The sequence below is a fragment of the Methylobacterium sp. TK26 genome (assembly GCF_055361565.1).
On record NZ_CM143965.1, the window covers coordinates 1,037,073 to 1,055,793 of the forward strand.

Annotated in this window: 23 protein-coding genes; 17 read left to right on the forward strand and 6 right to left on the reverse strand. The window is 64.1% G+C overall.

Annotation, left to right across the window (positions count from 1 at the left end; translation table 11 throughout):
* The first annotated feature begins 169 nt into the window (after positions 1 to 169).
* The 3 genes from ACXJ1Y_RS05115 (at position 170) to ACXJ1Y_RS05125 (ending at position 2,050) form a co-directional block, all read left to right on the forward strand.
* Positions 170 to 361: a hypothetical protein gene (locus ACXJ1Y_RS05115; RefSeq protein ID WP_463849054.1), complete on the forward strand. Its 192-nt coding sequence runs from the start codon at positions 170 to 172 to the stop codon at positions 359 to 361.
* Positions 342 to 1,013 (forward strand): Fic family protein, encoded by a 672-nt coding sequence (locus ACXJ1Y_RS05120; RefSeq protein ID WP_463849055.1) that lies wholly within the window; start codon positions 342 to 344, stop codon positions 1,011 to 1,013. Before ACXJ1Y_RS05115 ends, ACXJ1Y_RS05120 begins: the two co-directional genes overlap by 20 nt.
* A gap of 107 nt (positions 1,014 to 1,120) precedes the next feature.
* On the forward strand, positions 1,121 to 2,050 hold the full coding sequence (locus ACXJ1Y_RS05125) for an AEC family transporter (protein WP_463849056.1): 930 nt from the start codon (positions 1,121 to 1,123) through the stop codon (positions 2,048 to 2,050).
* Positions 2,051 to 2,057: 7 nt separating this feature from the next.
* Here the strand turns inward: ACXJ1Y_RS05125 and ACXJ1Y_RS05130 are convergent, their stop codons facing one another.
* The 5 genes from ACXJ1Y_RS05130 to ACXJ1Y_RS05150 form a co-directional block, all read right to left on the reverse strand.
* Entirely contained in the window at positions 2,058 to 2,192 is a 135-nt protein-coding gene (locus ACXJ1Y_RS05130) for a hypothetical protein (protein ID WP_463849057.1), read from the reverse strand.
* Positions 2,189 to 2,458 (reverse strand): hypothetical protein, encoded by a 270-nt coding sequence (locus ACXJ1Y_RS05135; RefSeq protein ID WP_463849058.1) that lies wholly within the window; start codon positions 2,456 to 2,458, stop codon positions 2,189 to 2,191. The genes ACXJ1Y_RS05130 and ACXJ1Y_RS05135 overlap by 4 nt, the downstream gene beginning before the upstream one ends.
* A gap of 139 nt (positions 2,459 to 2,597) precedes the next feature.
* Positions 2,598 to 3,425 (reverse strand): nucleoside triphosphate pyrophosphohydrolase, encoded by an 828-nt coding sequence (gene mazG, locus ACXJ1Y_RS05140; RefSeq protein ID WP_463849059.1) that lies wholly within the window; start codon positions 3,423 to 3,425, stop codon positions 2,598 to 2,600.
* A 58-nt stretch (positions 3,426 to 3,483) separates the two neighbouring features.
* Positions 3,484 to 3,741, reverse strand: coding sequence for a hypothetical protein (locus ACXJ1Y_RS05145; protein ID WP_463849060.1), 258 nt, complete (start codon positions 3,739 to 3,741; stop codon positions 3,484 to 3,486).
* Positions 3,738 to 4,487, reverse strand: a complete 750-nt coding sequence (locus ACXJ1Y_RS05150; protein WP_463849061.1) for a glycosyltransferase family 2 protein — start codon at positions 4,485 to 4,487, stop codon at positions 3,738 to 3,740. Before ACXJ1Y_RS05150 ends, ACXJ1Y_RS05145 begins: the two co-directional genes overlap by 4 nt.
* A gap of 78 nt (positions 4,488 to 4,565) precedes the next feature.
* Here ACXJ1Y_RS05150 and ACXJ1Y_RS05155 point away from each other — a divergent pair, with 78 nt between their 5' ends.
* The 14 genes from ACXJ1Y_RS05155 (at position 4,566) to ACXJ1Y_RS05220 (ending at position 16,465) form a co-directional block, all read left to right on the forward strand.
* Positions 4,566 to 5,897: a tyrosine-type recombinase/integrase gene (locus tag ACXJ1Y_RS05155; protein WP_463849062.1), complete on the forward strand. Its 1,332-nt coding sequence runs from the start codon at positions 4,566 to 4,568 to the stop codon at positions 5,895 to 5,897.
* Entirely contained in the window at positions 5,894 to 6,613 is a 720-nt protein-coding gene (locus ACXJ1Y_RS05160) for a hypothetical protein (protein WP_463849063.1), read from the forward strand. The genes ACXJ1Y_RS05155 and ACXJ1Y_RS05160 overlap by 4 nt, the downstream gene beginning before the upstream one ends.
* A 610-nt stretch (positions 6,614 to 7,223) precedes the next feature.
* Complete coding sequence (locus ACXJ1Y_RS05165) at positions 7,224 to 7,922, forward strand: hypothetical protein (protein WP_463849064.1); 699 nt, start codon at positions 7,224 to 7,226, stop codon at positions 7,920 to 7,922.
* Positions 7,919 to 8,413 (forward strand): RuvC family protein, encoded by a 495-nt coding sequence (locus tag ACXJ1Y_RS05170; protein WP_463849065.1) that lies wholly within the window; start codon positions 7,919 to 7,921, stop codon positions 8,411 to 8,413. Before ACXJ1Y_RS05165 ends, ACXJ1Y_RS05170 begins: the two co-directional genes overlap by 4 nt.
* The gene (locus tag ACXJ1Y_RS05175; protein WP_243951784.1) at positions 8,410 to 8,646 is read left to right on the forward strand and encodes a hypothetical protein; all 237 of its coding nucleotides are present in this window, start codon (positions 8,410 to 8,412) and stop codon (positions 8,644 to 8,646) included. Before ACXJ1Y_RS05170 ends, ACXJ1Y_RS05175 begins: the two co-directional genes overlap by 4 nt.
* On the forward strand, positions 8,646 to 9,920 hold the full coding sequence (locus ACXJ1Y_RS05180; protein WP_463849066.1) for an ATP-binding protein: 1,275 nt from the start codon (positions 8,646 to 8,648) through the stop codon (positions 9,918 to 9,920). The genes ACXJ1Y_RS05175 and ACXJ1Y_RS05180 overlap by 1 nt, the downstream gene beginning before the upstream one ends.
* A 428-nt stretch (positions 9,921 to 10,348) precedes the next feature.
* Positions 10,349 to 10,633 (forward strand): hypothetical protein, encoded by a 285-nt coding sequence (locus tag ACXJ1Y_RS05185; RefSeq protein WP_463849067.1) that lies wholly within the window; start codon positions 10,349 to 10,351, stop codon positions 10,631 to 10,633.
* Positions 10,630 to 12,093: a terminase large subunit domain-containing protein gene (locus ACXJ1Y_RS05190; protein WP_463849068.1), complete on the forward strand. Its 1,464-nt coding sequence runs from the start codon at positions 10,630 to 10,632 to the stop codon at positions 12,091 to 12,093. The genes ACXJ1Y_RS05185 and ACXJ1Y_RS05190 overlap by 4 nt, the downstream gene beginning before the upstream one ends.
* Positions 12,094 to 12,095: 2 nt before the next feature.
* Positions 12,096 to 12,365 carry a hypothetical protein gene (locus ACXJ1Y_RS05195; RefSeq protein ID WP_463849069.1) on the forward strand — a complete coding sequence of 90 codons (270 nt, stop codon included), beginning with the start codon at positions 12,096 to 12,098 and terminating at the stop codon, positions 12,363 to 12,365.
* A gap of 25 nt (positions 12,366 to 12,390) precedes the next feature.
* Entirely contained in the window at positions 12,391 to 12,783 is a 393-nt protein-coding gene (locus ACXJ1Y_RS05200) for a hypothetical protein (protein ID WP_463849070.1), read from the forward strand.
* 4 nt (positions 12,784 to 12,787) lie between these two features.
* Positions 12,788 to 13,480, forward strand: a complete 693-nt coding sequence (locus ACXJ1Y_RS05205) for a hypothetical protein (RefSeq protein ID WP_463849071.1) — start codon at positions 12,788 to 12,790, stop codon at positions 13,478 to 13,480.
* Between the two features lie 218 nt (positions 13,481 to 13,698).
* On the forward strand, positions 13,699 to 14,037 hold the full coding sequence (locus tag ACXJ1Y_RS05210; RefSeq protein WP_463849072.1) for a hypothetical protein: 339 nt from the start codon (positions 13,699 to 13,701) through the stop codon (positions 14,035 to 14,037).
* Positions 14,037 to 14,552: a phage virion morphogenesis protein gene (locus ACXJ1Y_RS05215; protein ID WP_463849073.1), complete on the forward strand. Its 516-nt coding sequence runs from the start codon at positions 14,037 to 14,039 to the stop codon at positions 14,550 to 14,552. Before ACXJ1Y_RS05210 ends, ACXJ1Y_RS05215 begins: the two co-directional genes overlap by 1 nt.
* A 17-nt stretch (positions 14,553 to 14,569) precedes the next feature.
* On the forward strand, positions 14,570 to 16,465 hold the full coding sequence (locus tag ACXJ1Y_RS05220) for a hypothetical protein (protein ID WP_463849074.1): 1,896 nt from the start codon (positions 14,570 to 14,572) through the stop codon (positions 16,463 to 16,465).
* A gap of 45 nt (positions 16,466 to 16,510) precedes the next feature.
* Here the strand turns inward: ACXJ1Y_RS05220 and ACXJ1Y_RS05225 are convergent, their stop codons facing one another.
* Positions 16,511 to 18,712: an autotransporter outer membrane beta-barrel domain-containing protein gene (locus ACXJ1Y_RS05225; RefSeq protein ID WP_463849075.1), complete on the reverse strand. Its 2,202-nt coding sequence runs from the start codon at positions 18,710 to 18,712 to the stop codon at positions 16,511 to 16,513.
* Positions 18,713 to 18,721: the final 9 nt, after the last annotated feature.

Below are 18,721 nucleotides of genomic sequence, written 5' to 3' on the forward strand. Positions count from 1 at the left end.
CCAATGATACACAGGCGGCATCATCAGGCCTCCCTCCAAATTGCCTGTCCATAAATGCGGAAGGTGCGCTACCAAACGGCAACTCCAGAGTTGTAGCGTCTCTATCCCATTAGCGCTTTCGCCCCTCGGGCTGACGACGCAGGGGTATGAGGCTTATCGAGAGCAGGCCATGGCGGACGCACTGAAGCAGCTTTTGAAAGCAGCCCAACAAGCCCAGCCCTCGCCCGAACATCGCGAGGAGCAACGCCGAAGCTTCGCCTACGGCAACACACATTTTGAGAATAAGCTCATCACCCGTGAGATGGTGGACAAGCAAGCGGATAAGCTTGCGAAGGAGCGCGATGAGCACGGGCGAAGCTGAGAAGCGCGACAGCCACGCGCTCGAACCCGACCTCATCAAGGATCCTCAGGAGAGGGCTGAGGCCGAGGCTAGAAATGGCCTGCGTCAGTACGATGCCGGCATCGCTGCGGTTCAAGAGGCACTTGAGCGCGAAGGTCGCTTCAAGCTGCGGCCCTCACTTCTTCTGGGACTGCATCGGGAGGCCTTGCGTGGCATCAGCATGTACGCAGGTAATTTCAGGCCCGGTGGGGTCGAAATTAGAGGAAGCAGACACGCTCCACCAGGAGCACATCTCGTCCCCGAACTCATTGAGGATATGTGTGAATACATAAACAACCATTGGGATGAAAAATCTCCTCTTCATTTAGCCGCCTATGTCATGTGGCGACTCAATTGGATACATCCCTTTGCAGATGGAAATGGAAGAACATCACGGATCGCATCGTATGTTGCTCTATCGATTCGAGCAAAAACGATCCTTCCGGGCACGCCGACTATCCCTGATCAAATTGTCGATAATAGAAGCCCATATTTTGAAGCGCTCGATGCGGCAGATACTGCATACGCTGAAGGGGAAATAGACCTTTCGAAAATGGAACAGCTACTAGGTCGGCTGTTAGCACACCAATTGGCCAGCTTCTGGCAACAGGCAGGCGGCAAGGAGAACGACTGACACGACCGACGAAGCGCAACGCGGTCTGCATTTGCAGCCGCGCCAGCCCGGCCTATGAGGGGGCCGCTCCCGGCCCTCGGCCACTCCCCAGACCCGGACCCCGCCCCGTGACCGGCGCCATCCTCCTCGCCCTTCTGCCGATCGCGCTGCTGATCGGGCTCGGGGCCGTGCTGCGCCGGATCGGGTTCATCGGCGAGGCGTTCTGGCCGCAGGCGGAACGGCTCGGCTATTACGTGCTGCTGCCCGCCCTGTTCGTGCACGGGCTCGCCACGGCGCGGCTCGACGGGGTGCCGGTCCTGTCGCTGGCCCTCGTCCTCGTCGGCTCGACCGTCGCCGTCGCCGTGGTGCTCCTGATGCTGCGCCCGCATCTGGCCCTCGACGGCGCGGCCTTCACCTCGGTGTTCCAGGGCGGCATCCGCTTCAACAACTATGTGGGGGTCTCGGCGGCGGTGGGCCTGTTCGGGGCGCAGGGCCTCGCGCTGGCCGCCGTGGCGAACGCCGCCATCGTGCCCACCGTCAACATCCTCTGCGTCCTCGTCTTCGCCCGGTTCGGGTCCGGCGGGCGGCTCGCCCCGGCGGCCATCGCCAAGCAGCTCGCCCTCAACCCCCTCGTCGTCGCGAGCCTCCTCGGCATCGCCCTCCAGGCGCTGCACCTGCCCCTGCCGGTGGGGGTCGACGGGATGCTGAAGGGGCTGGGGCAGGCCTCCCTGCCCCTCGGCCTGCTCTGCGTCGGGGCGGCGCTGGATTTCGGGGCGGCACGGACCTGGATCCGGCCCCTCGCCGTCACCTCGGCGGTGAAGTTCGGGCTGATGCCCCTGGCGACGGTGCTCGCCTGCCTCGCGCTGGGCCTGCGCGGCCCGGCCGCGGCCACGGCCCTGCTGTTCCAGGCGCTGCCGACCGCCTCCTCCTCCTACATCATGGCCCGCCAGCTCGGCGGCGACGCCCCGCTCATGGCGGGCATCATCGCCCTCCAGACCGTGCTCGCCGGGGCGGCCCTGCCGCTGGTGTTGCTGGTGCTGGAAGGGGTCGCGGCGTGAGGGCGGATCAGTTCGCGATCCGCCGACGCTCGATGTCGCGGACCCGTTCCGCGCTCCGTCTCGTCGTCACAACAGCGAGCGCGCCGAGGCTCAGCGCGACGGCCGGAACGACGAAGAGCAGGTAGACGATACCGCTCGTCATGGAAGCAACCCTCCGAGGACGGTCTGAGCCATGGAATGTAGGACCAACCCGACGAAGAACCAAACGAGGACCATGACGGCCTGAAGCAGGGTGAAACCCGTCACGCCGATGCCGATCAGCGGCCCGACACCCCCGCCTATGAAGAAGGCGATGGCCGCAGCATTGACGGTGTTGGCCTTGAGCTTCGTGATCTCGTTGTGGATCGTCCTCTCCGGGGTGCCGGGCGATCCTCCGCCGGAACCTCCGCCCACGTCGCCGGCCGGCACGCCGGCAAAGGCAGGAGCCGCGCGCCGTGGGTCATCGGACGACGATCCGAGCGGCTGCGGTTTGGGCGAGGCGACCGTGCCGCCTCGATACGGCTGAACCGACCGATTCTATAGCCCTTTCTTTTCCTACGACCGGCCTTTACGCCTTCTCCGCCCGCTTCACCCGCCCCCAGGCCTCCTCCATGGCGGGGAGGTCCGAGCGGCCGAGTTCGCCGCCCTCCGCGCGCAGCTCCTCGGCCATGGCGCGGAAGCGGCGCTCGAACTTCAGGGTGCCGTCGCGCAGGGCCGCCTCCGGGTCGATGCCGGCGTGGCGGGCGAGGTTGGCCACCGCGAACAGCAGGTCGCCGATCTCCTCGGCGAGGGGTCCCGTCTCGCCCCGCTCCAGCGCCTCGGCCACCTCGTCCGTCTCCTCGCGGACCTTGTCGATCACCTGGGCCGCGTCGTCCCAGTCGAACCCGTAGGCGGCGGCCCGGCGCGAGACCTTCTCCGCGCGCATCAGGGCCGGGAGGGCTTGGGCGACGCCGCCCAGGGGATCGGGCGCCGCGACCGGCTTGGCGGCGCGCTCCTGCGCCTTGATCGCCGCCCATTGCGCCTCGACCTCCGCCGGGTCGCGCCGGGGCGAGCCCTCCGGCAGCAGGGTGCCGTCCGGCGCGAAGACGTGCGGATGCCGGCGGATCAGCTTGGCGGTGATGGCGCGGGCCACGTCGTCGAAGGCGAAGGCGCCGTCCTCCTCGGCCATGCGGGCCTGGAACACCACCTGCAGCAGCAGGTCGCCCAACTCGTCGCGCAGGTCCTCGCGGTCGCCCCGCGCCACGGCGTCGGCGACCTCGTAGGCCTCCTCGATCGTGTAAGGCGCGATGGTCGCGGGCGTCTGCTCCACGTCCCAGGCGCAGCCGCGCACGGGATCGCGCAGGTCGGCCATCAGGCGCAGGAGGACCTGGATCGGGCTGTCGGAAGAGGTCGTCACGGATCGGCCGCTCCGCTGGGATGGGGCGGGCCGCTGTAGCACCTTTCGCGCCGGGGGATCAGAAGCCCGGCGCCGTCATCCCGTCGCGCTCGCGCACCCGCTCGGCCTGGAAATCGGCGAGGTAGGCGGTGAGGCGGTCGCCCGCGACCCGGTCCCCGCACTGGACCCAGAGCGGGGCGGGCAGCGCCCGGGCGGGCAGGCGCAGCAGGAACAATTCGGCGGCCCGTGCCGCGTCCCGCTCGGTGCCGGAGGCGAGGAGCCGGGCGCCGGCGGGGGTGCCGATCAGGATCGCGATGGTGGCCGATTGATCGCTCATGCGAAATCAACGGCGGACCCGCCGTTCCGTTGCCGCCGTGCGACGCCGCGCCTGCCGCTGCGCGAGGACCGGGCGAAGCCGTGCTCGGTCTTGTTCCAGCGGTGGGGCGCGCGGACCAGTTCGAGGACGGCCGCCCAGGCCGCCACGCTCACGCCGATGAAATAGACCGGTAGCAGGGGCATGACCCACCACAGGTCGCCCCAGCCGCGCCTGCGGCACCCGAGGGCGGCGGGCGCCACCATCGCGGCGAGCCCCGCGACGAACAGCGTCAGGGCAAGGCCGGTGGCGAGGTTGTCGAGGACGACGGGCGCGGGCGCGAGCCGCCCGGCGGCGAGATTCCACGCGAACAGGACGAGGCAGGCGGGATAGGCCAGGGCCGAGGCGACGGTGCCGGGCAGGAGGGCGAGGGCGCCCAGGGCGCCGAGGGGGCCGAGCGCGGACCACAACGCGCGGGGGTGGCGCCCGTGGGCGAGGCTCACCTGCAGGAAGCCCTTGAGCCAGCGCGTCCGCTGCGCCAGCCAGCGCCGGCCGCCCCTGGCCGTCTCCTCGTAGGTCGCGCTCGGCAGGTCGGCGGTGCGGTAGCCGGCCAGCGCCAGTCGGAGGCCGAGATCGGCATCCTCCGTCACGCAGCCGGGATTCCAGCCGCCCAGGTCGCGCAGCACCTGCGTGCGCAGGTGCATCGTGGTGCCGCCGAGGGGCAATAGTAGCATCCACCAGTGCCCACCGAAGCTCTCGACGTTGAGCACTGGGCCTTACTCAGCATCACACTTGTTCACTGCTGCTCACACAGCTACATTGGACAGATATTGGACAGGATAATCACGATGGCCAAGCGCGTGCGGGATGCCGTCCTGGACTCTCCGACTGCACGGTCGAAGCTGAAGGTGCAGGCAAAACCTTATTTTCGTGCCATCGACCGCGGCCTTCACCTTGGATACCGCAAGGGCAAGACTGGGGGCACATGGGTTGCTCGTCGCTATCTCGGCGATGAACGATATGCCGTCGAGGCGCTCGGCAGAGCCGATGATCGTCAGGATGCCAATGGCAGCACTGTTCTAACCTTTCAGCAGGCGCAGGACCGCGCTCGCGGCAGGCTCAGGGAGCTAGAGGAGGCCGAACGCATTGCGGCGCTCGGGCCGACGATCACGGTGCGGAACGCGATCACTGCTTATATCGAGGTACGCGAAGCCCGAGAGGCGAAGAACAAAGACGGCGTGGCGCTGAGGCGGCACACCCGCTGTCGACTGACAAAGCATGTGCTGTCCGATGGAGCCCTAGCCGGCAAGGCGTTGCGCTCGCTCACAGTCGATGATCTGCAAAACTGGCGTGCTCACATTGCTACCGCAGTTACCGATGGCAGCGTCCGCCGGATCACCAACGATTTCCGAGCGGCGCTTAATGCTGCGGTCCGGCGGCAAGCCGACCAGCTTCCAGCGACGATCACCACGACGATCCGCAACGGCCTGACCCCTCCAACGGCTTCCGCTCCCGTTGCGCGCAACGCTCAGATCCTTCCGGATGCCGATGTCCGCCGGATCGTCGCGGCTGCGACAGAGGTGGACGCCAGCAGCGGCTGGGACGGCGATCTACAGCGCCTAGTTCTCGTGCTGGCCGCCACCGGGCTTAGGTTCTCCCAGGTCATTCGCATGACAGTCGCGGACGTTCAGACTGAGCAGAACCGGCTCATGGTGCCGGTGAGCCGGAAAGGCACCGGTCGTCGCCCAATTTCACACATTGGGGTTCGCGTAGCGCCTGATGTGATTTCCGCCCTCCAGCCAGCATTGGTCGGGCGTCGCGGAACAGATCCGCTGCTCCTTCGCCCGAAGTGGCAGATGTTGACGGTACGGAAGTGGCGAAAGGTCGACCATATCCCGTGGCAGGAGGCCACTGAGATGCGCCACGTCTGGCGCGCGATTTTGGACAAAGCCGGATTGCCGAGGGATGTTGTTCCCTACGCTCTGCGCCACAGCAGCATCGTTCGGGGGCTGCGGGCCAACCTACCCGTCCGCCTCGTAGCCGCGCTCCACGACACATCGACCGCGATGATTGAGGCACACTACTCCGCGTACATCGTCACGGCTTTGGACGAGTTGGCCGCGCTGGCGGCCGTGTCGCTCGTCACGCCTGCCCCGGCGCAACTGCGGAGCGTCGGATGAGCGGATCAGCCGCCGTCCCACCTTGGGTGCCGTATGGGGCGAAGGCCATGCAGGAAGTAGCGGGCCTCACTAATGAAGTTGCCATGCGACTTCTCTGCGACAAGCGGATGGAGCAGGCGTGGAAAGATCTTGGACGATTGCCTGAAGGATCAAATCTGAACGAGCGTGTCGCACGTATTCCCGCATGCTTTTCGCCAGATGCTTATGGGGCGCAGGTAGACAATCTGAGCACTTTTGATCGCTTAGCGGCTGCGCTGTTCTATCAGGTCATGGTCGAAATTTATCAGCCTCAGCGAACATACTGGACCAAGGGTGAGGCCAAGAAAATGGCTAGGCCATTCTTGGATGCAGCAAAGCTCTGTCAGGAGGCACCAAGCACCGATCTCACGCTGCGGGCTCGTGTCGATCTGCTTGCGGCGCTCGAATTAGTCGAGGGCTATTTCCGAAGCCAAGGCGAGATGCGGATGATGAAAAACAATCCGCGTGTCCTCGGCCGCCGGCTCCCGAAAGTCGCCGATGAAAAGAGGGGTCATGCTCGCATGATTGCGACGATGATCCGCGACCTGTTTAGCCCTCCTGCTAATCACTTCCCCCACTCGGCAGTGACGCGCTTCCTCGTAGTCAGTCTTGGAAGAGACGACGACATCGATGAGTTGAAGGAAAGCGTGCGTGACTGGTGCGATGACCTTCCGCCGGAACGAAGCAGCACTGCCTAATCGAGGGTGGGAATAAGAAATTTCCTTGCTTCCGTTCCGCCGGAAAGCATGAACGGGCCTACTCTACTCCACCAAGCCCCTTGTGGATTTGCGGAGTTAGCCAATGCCTCGCAGGAGTTTTCAGCTTCCGACGGAAACCGCCGTCGGAGCCGGCCCAAGACCTGTTCGAGATTTCCGAGCAGAAGACTCGGGCGCTTACAGCATCTCTGAGTTTTGCTTTCGCAACAAGATTGGCGAAAGCTCGTACTTTTACCTGAGGGCCATCGGGCGCGCGCCCAAGACTACGCGCGTCGGACGGCGAGTTATCATCTTTTCGCAGGATGAGACGGCGTGGCGCCAGAGCATCCAAGACACCCCGCTTCCGGCTTCGCTTCGTCGCGCTGCTGAAGCTGCCGCCGAGAAGGAGGCCGCTTGATATGAGAAAACCCGCATCGCGGGGCGACACGGGTCTCTCGAATGCTTTCCGGCAAGTCAGCGTTGAGAGATATGCGCCAGATCACGCCCCTCTTCAAGCCCGTATTCTGAGCCATCGGTTTGGCCTTCCGCCCGCAACGGCGGCGATGCTGGCCGAGCTTGCTTATCCCGTCCTCGACACATGGAGGGCGCAGCGATGAGCGCTCGCAATCCCTACGGCATGTTCTCGACCGCTTATGGCGTATCAGTCCCGGTCTTTAAGCCGTCGTCGGATGCATCATCCGACCCCGATCACTTCCTGTTCGATATGGAGGGGACCGCAGTGATGGCAGGCATCCATGACGCCGCCGAGCGCCGCCGTTTCGTGGCGGATGCAAAGCGTCTGAGTGGTTGTCCTCGCTTTGAGAACTACGGCGGTCACAGCGTGCCGCACTCGCCACTGCCGAGGCCGAAGGAGCCTGCCTACCCGAAGGTAGCTGGGATGGAGGCCGACATACCGGTCGAAGCATGGACGACCGGCATTCTCGACTGTTCGCGGTGGATCGACCGCACCGACTTCCTCTTGGACATCATCGGCGACAACCAAGTGCTGGCCACCGCGTGGGTCAATGACACCCTCATGGCAGAGGTGAGTGCGCTAGGCTTGTCCATCGTAATGACGGCCGCTCTCGAACATCTCTGCGAGACGCAGATCGACTGTCTTGAAGCGGCGGCGATGTACGCGCTGACCGAGCACGACGAATGGCGCCAAGCTGGTATCGCTTGGCTTGAGCCGTTCCGGGAGACGTGGTTTCGCGACTGGCGAGTCGCGCACCCGCACTATGCCAAGTTTGCGAAGGGCCTCACGCCATCCTTCGATCTCCCGGGCTGGATCGCCGAGGGAGGCCGGGCATGAGCACCCCTTCCGAACTCTGCATAGTCGCGATTGACCCTGGCCTGACGGGCGCGGTCGCCTTCTACTTCCCCAGCCTCTCAGAGCGGGTGTCCGTCGAGGACATGCCGGTGGTGAACGGCGAGGTGGACCCGCACGCCTTGGAGCGTCGGATTAAGCAGCTCGGCCCGACACTGGCGGCTGTCGAGCGGCAAGGCCCTCAGCCCCGCGACGGTTGCCGACAGGCGTTCGGTATCGGCTCGGCCTACGCCACGGCCAAGACGGTGGCCGCACTCTGTCACCTCCCGACCCACTTGGTGACCCCGTCCGTCTGGAAGCGGCATCACGGCATCCTCGCCGCTGCCGATCCGAAGGAGGCCAGTCGGGCGCTCGCACTCAGGCTGTTCCCCGCCTCGGCCGAAAGTTTCAGCCGGAAGAAGGATCACGGTCGCAGCGACGCCGCTCTGCTCGCGCGCTTCGCAGCGGACACCTTCGCGAAGGGAGGCGCCGCATGAAGGCGACCGTACCCAGCCCCGACCGGATCGCGATGGACGGTCTCAGCTTCGATGCCATCGGTGAAGCTGCAGGTCTCGCGGCAGCCTACGCCGACATGGCTGCTCGGTTCGCGTCTGTGAATGACGCGCGCGGTGTGAGCTACGCCCTGCGGTGCGCAAGCGCCGCGATGCTGACCGCTACCCAGGCCGCCGAGATGCTTCAGCGTCCTGCTCCGCGACGAGGAGGTGCGTAATGTCCGAGCGCGCCTTCGGCCAGCCCACGAACGACGAGGCCGACCCCTTCTGTGGTTGGCCGAGTCCCGATCCTCAATCCGTGCCGAAGGCCCGACCGCGCGTTGAGCGCTTGCCGGCCGCTAACCTACGGACTGCAACGACACTTGCGCTTCGTTGGCATGGCGATGCCGATCCAAATGCGGATCGGGCGTGGCTCGTCCGCGATCTGCTCCCGGAGACTGGCAAAGGCCTCGCGTCCGGCCAATGGGGGGCCGGCAAGACCTTCGCCGTTCTGGATCTCGGCGCCTCCGTGATGACCGGAGAGCCATTCGCCGGCCGAAAGGTTCTGCGACAAGGCGGCGTCCTTTTCATCGCGGCGGAGGGCGCCCACGAGATCCCGATCCGCTTACGGGGCCTCGTTCATGGCAAGCTTGGGCCCGATGCACCGGAGCGGCTGCCGTTCGCTTGGATCGAGGAATGCCCGCGCCTGCTGGACGCCGATGCGGTGCCGCAGCTGGTGGCCGTGGCCAAGCTCGCCGCCGAGCACATGGCCGAAACCTTCGGCCTGCCGCTGGCTCTGATCGTAGTGGACACCGTGGCAGCAGGCGCTGGGTTCATGGACGAGAACTCCGCCGCCGAGGCGCAGCGGGTGATGAACGCCTTGGAAGCCATCAGCCACAAGACCGGCGCGTTCGTCCTCGGCGTCGATCACTTCGGCAAAGCAGTGGAGACCGGCACACGCGGCTCGTCAGCCAAGGAAGCCGCCGCCGACGTCGTGCTGGCCATGCTCGCCACCCGCGACGAGGCCGGCAGCATCAGCAATACCCGCATGGCGATCCGCAAGGTTCGCGGCGGGCGCTGTGGCTACGAGATACCCTACTCTTTGGACGTCGTGACCGTTGGCGAGACCTACGACCGCGAGCCGATCACGACCTGCATCGTCAACTGGCAGACAGATCGCACCTCGGCAGCGGCAGTTGCGGCAGCCAAAGAGCGGTGGCCGACCTCGCTAAAGGTTTTCAGGGAGGCGCTGCTTTCCAGCCTCGCCGACCACGGCATCCGCGCTTGGCCTCACGGAGCCGATCAGGGCGAGGTTCGCGCCGTCCCCCTGCAAACCGTTCGCGCCTGCTTCAGCGACATCTACCCGGCAGACGGCGACGACGATGCCAAACGCGCTGAAGCCAAACGAAAGGCATTCAAGCGGGCTGTCGATACCTGCCTTGGCCGCAGCCTGATCGGCTCGGTCGCGCTCGGTGGCATCGACCACCTCTGGCTCAAACCGGACACGGACTGACCGGACATCCGAGACCGGACAGACAGGACACTCCCTAGTGTCCTTGTCCTGTCCGTCCGGAAACGGACACGCGGACATCCGGGACATTTGTCCGTTTTGTCCGGTTTGTCCGGCCCCGAGAAGCAGCGATTGGGGCTTGTGATCGGAAGCCGGGAAGCCAAACAGTTTGCCGGATTTTTGCTGGTAAATCTCACAGCATTGCCGTCTCACGGCGAATAAATAACTAGGTGGAGCGCAGTGAAACGTTACGCGCCAATGACTTAGCGTCGCCGCTTCATTATATTACCCAACGAATGTCCAATAAGGCGCGTGGGTCGGTGGCAGATAGCCCGAGCATTGTTGCGCAGAAACCGTCGCATCGGAGCCGCGTCACGAATGGCTCGGCGCTTCTCGCGAATGTGGACGGCCGTTCGACGTGGGCGCGTCGCATGCGCGATCTCATGGAACTGCACATTTCCGACCTCGGCGGCGACGCTGCGGTGTCCGCTGCCGAGCGCTCCATCGTCCGCCGGGTCGCCACCCTCACCGTCGAGTTGGAGCGGATGGAGGAGCGCTTCGCCAACGATGGCGAGGCCGACGCCGAGGCTCTGGACCTCTACTCACGGACGAGCGGAAATCTGCGTCGGTTGCTTGAGGCTGTCGGCCTTCGCCGTCGCCCCCGTGACGTGACCCCCGACCTGCGCGACTACATCGACGCGAGGCCGGCGGCATGAACCTCCTTCAGGCCACCACCGACCTGAAGCTGTTTGCCCCCTGGTTCAAGGACGAGGGCACGTGGACAGCATGGCGTGCCTTCCTGGGGGCCTTGTTCGGCCTGCCGCTGTCCGAAGCCGAGGCTAACGTCTATCGGGCCTGTACGGGCCGCCAATCGAACCCTGAGGCCCCCTACAGCGAAGCGTGGCTCGTCTGTGGCCGTCGCGGAGGCAAGTCCTTCATCATGGCGCTGACGGCGGTCTATCTCGCCGCCTTCCGCGACTACCGCCAGTTCCTCTCGCCGGGCGAGCGAGCGACCATCCTGATCCTCGCCGCCGACCGCCGGCAGGCGCGCGTGATCTTCCGCTACATGCAGGCGCTTCTCACTGAGGTGCCGATGCTGGCCCGCATGGTGTCGCGGGAAACGGCCGACGAGTTCGACCTTACCAACCGCGTCACCATCGAGGTCGGGACGTCCTCATATCGCGCCGTCCGTGGTCGCACCCTCGCAGCGGCTCTGTGTGACGAGATCGCGTTCTGGCCGACCGACGACGCGGCCGAGCCGGACTATGCCATCCTCGACGCGCTGCGGCCTGCCATGGCGACGATCCCTGGTGCGGTGATGCTGTGCGCCTCGTCGCCGTATGCTCGGCGCGGCGCCCTCTACGACGCGCACCGTAGGCACTTCGGCAAGGACGGGGCCCCTGCTCTCGTCTGGCAGGCCGGCACGCGGGTGATGAACCCGACCGTTCCTCAGTCGGTGGTGGACGAGGCTCTTGAGCGGGATCTGCCGAGCGCTTCGGCGGAATACCTCGCGCAGTTCCGCTCGGACGTGGAGAGCTTCATCTCCCGTGAGGTAGTGGAGGCGGCCATCACGCGCGGCGTGGTTGAGCGGGCCCCGCTGTCGAAGGTTCATTACTTCGCCTTTGCGGACCCGAGCGGCGGCGCGTCGGACTCAATGACGATGGCGGTCGCCCACCGCGAGGATGATCGCGTCATCCTCGACGCTTTGCGCGAGCGGAAGGCGCCCTTCAGCCCCGAGGCGGTGGTCTCGGAGTTTTCCGACCTGCTGAAGCGCTACCACCTCAAGAGCGTGGTCGGCGACCGGTACGCGGGTGAATGGCCCCGAGAGGCGTTCCGGCGGCACGGCATCACCTACGAGCCGGCCGAGAAGACTAAGAGCGCACTGTACCTCGATCTGCTGCCGAAGCTGAACAGCGGCGAGGTCGATCTTCTCGATGTGCCGACGCTGGCGACGCAGCTGATCACCTTGGAGCGCCGCACGGCGCGCGGCGGCCGCGACAGCATCGATCACGCCCCTGGCGCCCACGACGACGTGGCGAATGCAGTGGCGGGCGCTGTCGTCGGCGTTGTCAACGCCCGCAAGCCCATCGTCGTCACCGCACAGATGGCTGCTTCCTTCAAAGGGCCCGGCCCTGGTCGAAACCGTGACCGCCACCGCTACGGGAGCACGATCTGACCATGGGCTACCGAGTCTGCCTCTACACCAACGCCTCCATCACCTTGGACGGTCGCCGCTGCCGCCGCTTTCCGGCCGCTGGCTACACCGGCATCACGAATGATCCTCGGTTCTTCGCGATCTTCTCCCCGGTGGACTCAATGGCTCCGGCCTTCGTCCCTGCCGCGCAGGTGACGGGCGACCCTGCCGATGGCGGTGTGATCGAACTCTACCCCGTCACCGAGAAGCCGAGCGACGTGCCGGCTGCGAACTTCGTCCCTTGGACGAACTGAACCCCCACCCGCAGGAGCAGAACCGATGACCCCGCAGACCATGGAACGCATCCTTGAATTTTGCCTGGGCAAGATCCCCGATGACGATCTGCTGACCTTGGAAGACATGCTGGCGAAGGGCGTGCCCGATAAGGACATGGCCGCCGACGCTGCCATCAAGCGCCGCGAGCTGCTGGCGATGGATTGTCAGGCGCGGGGCTACGCTGTCACGCGCAAGCGCGTCATGCATGACATCGTGCAGGATCGCGCGGCCATCGAGGCGCTGCACCCGGACATGTTCCGGCTCGGTGACGGCAATCGCATCGGCGCCGTGCCGCCCGGCAAGGTGATCCTCAATCGGGCTCCCTCCCGCCCGATGACGAAGGCCGAGCAGGCTGAGAGTGCCAGGATGTTCCCCCACATGTTTAAGGGGAACTGACGTCGTGGCGAAGGCTTCCCTGTCCCTTATCTCGCCGGCCCGCACGCCTGAACGGCAGCGGCTCGCCGACGCCATTCTTGAGCGCGACCGCCGCGCCGCGCTGGTCCAGGCCAGGAGTGCCGAGAAGGCAGCTCACATGGACAAATATCAGCCGCTCTGGTCGCGGCGGTTCGCGCTTGAGGATGATCTGAAGTACCGCCGCGCCCCGCCGAGCGATACGGCGCGGTTGGATGCGCTTTTGAGCGGCGAGACGCCCCCGGACACCAGCCCGCTTGAGGCGATGCGGGCCGAGCTTGAGAAGGTGAACGCCGAGGTCGAGCGCCTGCGCGAGCAGGAAGCCATCATCGACAGTGACCTTCGGCTGCTGGAAAGCGCACACAGCATGGCGGCGGACACGGTGCGGGAGGCGGCCGGGGCTGTCATCGTCGCCGAGCCGGCCACGGCGGCAGCGGTCGCCGAGTACGCCAAGCTGACGACCCATGTGCGGATGCTGGATCGCGCCATTGAAGGTGCCTTGAACGTCTGGCTGCCCGGCGGGGGCACTTCGATGGCCGAGCATCATGTTGTTCGAGGGCTTCCGACCCTGCCGCCGTGCCCGTGGCAGGCTGCACGGGATCGGCTGGCCTTCGACCCGGATGCCCTGCTCCCAATGCCGGAAGATGTCTTCGCCGAAGCGCCGACGCTCTCGGCCGCCTGATGCCGCGTGATCACCGGATCGCCTGACAGGGCGGGGTCCGGCCACGCAGCAAGTGCGGGGACTTTCGCGAGTTTCCCCCCGCGCGGCGCCAAGCTACCGAGTGGCGCCCTCCAAATAACCGGCAGCAGACGACTGGACTTGCATCCTTCAAGTCATCGTCTTTCGATACGGTCCCCGGCGCAGTTCGTGCCGGGGACATCCTTGGGGCGGAAGTCAACATGGGCGAGATCATCACCCTCAAGCAGGCTGTCGCGACGACGGCCATGCTTCAAAACGTCGTTGAGTTCGCAGCAACTGGCGCACTCATGGTCGTGTTTGGCCAAGTTCAGAAGCCCGAGCCCCCCCACGAGTGGAACATCGTCATCCGCGCACCGGACGCACCGGACATGTTAATCGCTTGGGGCGAGTGGCCAGACGGTGAGCCCGATGAAGAATGGCAGCGCCAAATCGGCGTGCACATCGAGATGGCGAAGGCGGTGCTCGCCATCGCTCACAAGCGCCTCCCGGCTCTGACAGCGAACGATGGGCCGACGACCCCGAAGCTGGGAGCGTCTTGATGGCCAAGCCTCGCAGCCTCGCCGAAGCCCTTCTCAACATCGACCGCGTGCTGAAGTTCGCCGGTCGCCAAAGGGTGTTGATCGGCATTCCGGCCGAGAAGGCAGGACGAAGCGGCGGCGCCATCGATAACGCCACGCTGGGCTACATCCACGAGTACGGTGCTCCCGAAGCCAACATCCCGGCGCGGCCCTTCCTGGGCGCCGGCATGGAGAAGTCTGAGGCGATGATCGTCGCCGAGCTTCGGCGTGCCGCAGAGAAGGCCCTCGGCCTCGCCGCCGAGGGTGACGTGTCTGCTGGCAAGGCCGCTGTGACCGATGGCATGCACCGCATCGGCCTGAAGGCCGCGACCACCGTGCAATCTCAGATCACTGCCGGTCTCGCGCCACCGCTTGCCGAGCGCACCGTCTACGCCCGGCTGCACCGCAAGAAGAACCGGCGGAGCGGGCCGGACATGAAGCCCCTGATCGATACGGCGCAACTTCTCCGCTCAATCACCTACGTCATCCGCAACTGATCCGAACGGCCGCAATCATGTCACACGAGGTATTGAAAGAGCTGCTGGTTGCAGTCGGTTTTAAGACCGACGAGAGCAGCTATAAGCGCGCTACGACGTTGATGGCCGGCGTCGAAAAGCAGCTTGTCGCCAACGACAAGGCTTCGCGTGAGCGCGATGCCGGTGAGAAGGCCCGCGTTGCCGCCCAAACCCTCCGCGCCGCTGAAGTCGCCTCCTCGCTCCGCATGGTCGGCGTCGCCGTCGCGGGGTTCGCTACCGTAGCCGGCGCCGCGATGGGCGCGCTCGCCGTCGCGATCAAGAACAGCATCGGGGAGTTCGACCGGCTCTATTACATCTCCGGCCGCTCTGGCGCTTCGGTCAACAACCTCAAGGCGCTGGGCTACGCCTTTGCCCAGACCGGCAGTTCCGCCGAGGCCGCGCTTCAAGCCGTAGACAATTTCGCTCGTGCGCGTCGCGCTAACCCCGGCATTGATGGGATTATCCGCAGCCTCGGTGTCAGCACCGAAGGCGACGGTAGTGAGGTTTTATCGAACGCTCTGGACGCGGCTGTTAAGCGCCATCCACAGCACACATCCCAACAGATCGCAGCTCAATTCGGCATCTCTCCCGACGAGGTGGATCACTGGATCCGCTACCGGAAGGAGATCGCGGAGTTCAACAAGCAGTACAAGGATCTGCAACGCACCTTCGGCGTGAACGGCGGGGAGATGGCCCGCGCTTCCACGTCGATCAGCCGCGCGATGGGCGAGTTCAGCGCCGTCATAGAGGTGCTGCGGGACAAGCTCGTGTCGTTCTTCCTGCCCGCCATCGAAGCGGTCGCGAAGGGAATGACCGACCTGCTGAAGATCCTCACGAACGAGGAGAATGTCGCCGCCTTCGCGTCTTACTTCGACAAGCCCATCGCCGCGATCAAGGAGATGGTGCGGTGGGTGAAGGCCCTCTACGACCAGTTCGTGATCCTGTTCGAGTACGTCCGAAACAGCCCCATCGGGAAGCTGCTGGGTGCGATCAACCCAGGATACTTCCGGGAGAAGTTTCTGGACTTCATCACGCCATCGTCGGCGCAGGCAGCGACAAACGACGAGGGTGATACCACCGCCTCGCAGAGCAAGCCCGGCATCGTCCAGCGCGGTGTGAACGCGGTTAAGCGCGCCCTCGGCCTCGGCGGCGGTCCCACGGATGGCATGCAGGCCCGCGCGCCAGAAGCGGCAGGCAAGTACCGGCCTGTCTACGCGCTCTCGGACGCCGACCTCAGCCAACGCACGGCGGACATCATTGCAGGCGAGGCTATCCGCAAGAACCCCGAGAGCATCGATGCCGTCATCAACAACATGATGAACCGGGTCGGCTCGAAGGGCTGGGGGCCGAGCAAAAACCTTCTGCAGGTTGCGACGGCACCGGGTCAGTATGAGGCGGCGTGGAGGGGCTCGAAGGCCAACGCATCCGAGACAGAGTTCATCCGGTCCCGCATCCGCGCCATCGCTTCGGGCGGGGTGCCTGACAACACCAGTGGCTCGAACGCTTATCGTGCCGGCACCTATCGTGGGCCGTGGTATCAGAAGCATCGGGACGCGCCTGTCATCGGCGGCAACCGCTTCGCCTACGAGCCCGGCGCGGCCAACGGCCCCTACTCGCCCTACCGCGATCCCAGGCCGGATGCGCCGAAGTCGCCTCCCGTGCCGCGCTTCAGCACGATGCCAAACACGTTCAACCCTGACGACTACATGCGGTCACAGCCGATGGGCTCAATGTCCACGAGCAACGACAACAGCCGCTCTGTCTCGCAGAACAACCCAGTTACGGTGAACATTAACGGGGCCAGCGATCCGCAGGCCACGGCCTCGGCCGTGACGCGCGGTGTCGGTCAGGCGCACGACATGAGCTTGCGGAACGTGCAGACCGCGATCCGCTGAACCCGTTTGCAGCTGGCACGGACACGCCGTGCCAGCCGCCGTTCCTCAGGCGAGGTGGCGTCCCTCGTTCGCTCCGAACTGAAGGTAGTGCTGCAGCGGGTCGAGATGGGCCGCCGCGACGTCTGGATTAGCGGCGAGGTAGGCGCTGGTGTCAAACGCTGCGGAGGGATCGCGGCCTTCCTTCCACCCGTACTGGTCGTAATGGGTCAGCGGGTTGAGATGCGCGGCCGCCACGTCCGGGTTGTGGGCGAGGTAGTAGGCCGAGTCGAAGTAGGCGTCAGCTGCACGCCCCTCCTGAGCACCGTAGGACTGATAATGCTGGTAGGCGAAGTTGAAGGTGTCTCCACCGGAGGCGAGCGCGGCCTTAGCGATGTCGGGGTTGGCAAGCAGATAGTACTCAGCGTCGAAGGAGCCGTGGGTGAAGTCGGCGGCTTTGCCAATGGCGGCGTAGGCTTGGCGTCCCTCGGCCTGCCCGAATTGCAGGAAGTGGGCGAGCGGGTCGATGCCGAGTTGGGCTACATCGGGATTGTTCTTGAAATACAACTCATTGTCGAAATTGGCGGAAGGGTCGCGGCCCTCTTTCCAGCCGTACTGGTCGTAGTGGGTCAACGGATTGATCCCCGCCGCTGCGACATCCGGATTAGCTGCAAGATAGCCAACCGTGGAGAAGTACGCGTTGGGATTACGGCCGTCGTGCCAACCATACTGGTTATAATGTCCCGTCGGATCTACCCCAGCAGCGAAGACATCTTTGTTTGCTATGTCGTAGTAAAGATCATCAACTAGATTGGAATGGATAAACCGAGTGATAGTACCGTCGTTAAACTCATAGTGCTCGAAGTTACTCAGAATGTTGTGCGCATTGGGTCCGTCTAGCACGACATGCCCCGCACTATCGAAGCTCAGGCTGGCAGCTGACAAGTTGAAGCCAAGCATCACCTTGTCGTCGCCAGAGCCACCATCGAGGACGTTCGTACCGAAACTCGCGCCGATGCGGTCGTTGCCAGCACCACCGCTTATCGTGTCGTTGAATGGCGTGCCCGCAAGCAACTCGCTGGAATTAGTGCCAGATATTGAGACGCCTGTCGTTCGAGTATCATAGACGGCAAAATGAACTTCATTCACCGCCCCAGTGCCGGTGCGATACTCGATTTCGACGCGACCGTCACCAAAAGTCCGAACTCGGTCTGCGCTCGAATTCGTACTGTCGACAATAAGATTTTGAAGTATATTCGTGCTTTCATCGACCTGAACCAGATGTAGCTGATTATCGTTCGGATCAGTATAAGCGAATACTGCGCCAGCGTTATTCGGCAATGCTGTGCCGACGACGCGGACCGCTGCAGTAGTTCCAGCAAGAGTGATAGAATGCGAAGCGGTGATGGCGCCTGAGTTATTGATTGTATCAAACTCGATCTTCGCGTTCCCGGCCGTATCTTTGCCTGCAAATGCGTACACGTTCCCCGCTAAATTATATGCCGTAAGGTCTGCCAAACCAGTTGTTATCGTAAATGCATTGGTCAGGGCGCCCGTCGAGGGCGTGAATGCTTGTGCCACGAACGTTGCGTTCTGCCCTGCGCTTGCTTCGTGATAATAGAGATCCGTGGTCGTCGATGCTTCCTTGACGTCCCAGATCGCTCCAAGTCCAAGCGTTCCAACCTGCGTCAGGGCTCCACGCGCTGCACCAGTAGGTGTGAAACCTTGAAGATAGATATCTCGGGCCGTTGATCCTTGGGGCGTCGTCTCAAAACCAAAAATGAATGTCGACGATGTCCAATCCCAGTTGAAGGACGTTACATTTGAGACGTTGCTCTCTAGCGTGACAACATTGCTCGACAAAGAGATCGCTGGACCGTCGGCTGCAACAAGAGGTGCTGAGAAGTTGAAATTTTGATAGTTGACATTGTAAGTATTAGACCCAGCAGCAGTCTCATTGAACCAAAATGCACCGCCCGTAACGGTCGGCGTGTTCGCAGTTGCGTTATTGAAAAGCAATAGACCTGCAGCGCTACCGCCAACCTTGCTCGGATTAGCAACATAAGGACCAATCAGAGTAGGTGTGTCATCAATAGTTCCCAGAAAATCCTGTCCTGAGAGAGATAGATAAAGATTGTTGTCGCCAGTCCCTGAGTAATTAGCTGTCACGCCATAGCCAAAAACTGGATTGATGTTTCCGGCGGCACTCGGTCTGAAGAAGTGTGTGATTTGATCCCCGAGATCGGTTTTCGACCACAACGTCAGCGTCATATCTGATCC

Excerpts from the sequence above, each read along its gene's own strand:
- ACXJ1Y_RS05115 (WP_463849054.1), top strand. The coding sequence starts at position 170 with ATGGCGGACGCACTGAAGCAGCTTTTGAAAGCAGCCCAACAAGCCCAG.
- ACXJ1Y_RS05120 (WP_463849055.1), top strand. The coding sequence starts at position 342 with ATGAGCACGGGCGAAGCTGAGAAGCGCGACAGCCACGCGCTCGAACCC.
- ACXJ1Y_RS05130 (WP_463849057.1), bottom strand. The coding sequence starts at position 2,192 with ATGACGAGCGGTATCGTCTACCTGCTCTTCGTCGTTCCGGCCGTCGCG.
- ACXJ1Y_RS05145 (WP_463849060.1), bottom strand. The coding sequence starts at position 3,741 with ATGAGCGATCAATCGGCCACCATCGCGATCCTGATCGGCACCCCCGCC.
- ACXJ1Y_RS05155 (WP_463849062.1), top strand. The coding sequence starts at position 4,566 with ATGGCCAAGCGCGTGCGGGATGCCGTCCTGGACTCTCCGACTGCACGG.
- ACXJ1Y_RS05160 (WP_463849063.1), top strand. The coding sequence starts at position 5,894 with ATGAGCGGATCAGCCGCCGTCCCACCTTGGGTGCCGTATGGGGCGAAG.
- ACXJ1Y_RS05165 (WP_463849064.1), top strand. The coding sequence starts at position 7,224 with ATGAGCGCTCGCAATCCCTACGGCATGTTCTCGACCGCTTATGGCGTA.
- ACXJ1Y_RS05170 (WP_463849065.1), top strand. The coding sequence starts at position 7,919 with ATGAGCACCCCTTCCGAACTCTGCATAGTCGCGATTGACCCTGGCCTG.
- ACXJ1Y_RS05175 (WP_243951784.1), top strand. The coding sequence starts at position 8,410 with ATGAAGGCGACCGTACCCAGCCCCGACCGGATCGCGATGGACGGTCTC.
- ACXJ1Y_RS05180 (WP_463849066.1), top strand. The coding sequence starts at position 8,646 with ATGTCCGAGCGCGCCTTCGGCCAGCCCACGAACGACGAGGCCGACCCC.
- ACXJ1Y_RS05185 (WP_463849067.1), top strand. The coding sequence starts at position 10,349 with ATGCGCGATCTCATGGAACTGCACATTTCCGACCTCGGCGGCGACGCT.
- ACXJ1Y_RS05190 (WP_463849068.1), top strand. The coding sequence starts at position 10,630 with ATGAACCTCCTTCAGGCCACCACCGACCTGAAGCTGTTTGCCCCCTGG.
- ACXJ1Y_RS05195 (WP_463849069.1), top strand. The coding sequence starts at position 12,096 with ATGGGCTACCGAGTCTGCCTCTACACCAACGCCTCCATCACCTTGGAC.
- ACXJ1Y_RS05200 (WP_463849070.1), top strand. The coding sequence starts at position 12,391 with ATGACCCCGCAGACCATGGAACGCATCCTTGAATTTTGCCTGGGCAAG.
- ACXJ1Y_RS05210 (WP_463849072.1), top strand. The coding sequence starts at position 13,699 with ATGGGCGAGATCATCACCCTCAAGCAGGCTGTCGCGACGACGGCCATG.
- ACXJ1Y_RS05215 (WP_463849073.1), top strand. The coding sequence starts at position 14,037 with ATGGCCAAGCCTCGCAGCCTCGCCGAAGCCCTTCTCAACATCGACCGC.
- ACXJ1Y_RS05220 (WP_463849074.1), top strand. The coding sequence starts at position 14,570 with ATGTCACACGAGGTATTGAAAGAGCTGCTGGTTGCAGTCGGTTTTAAG.
- ACXJ1Y_RS05225 (WP_463849075.1), bottom strand. The coding sequence starts at position 18,712 with ATGACGCTGACGTTGTGGTCGAAAACCGATCTCGGGGATCAAATCACA.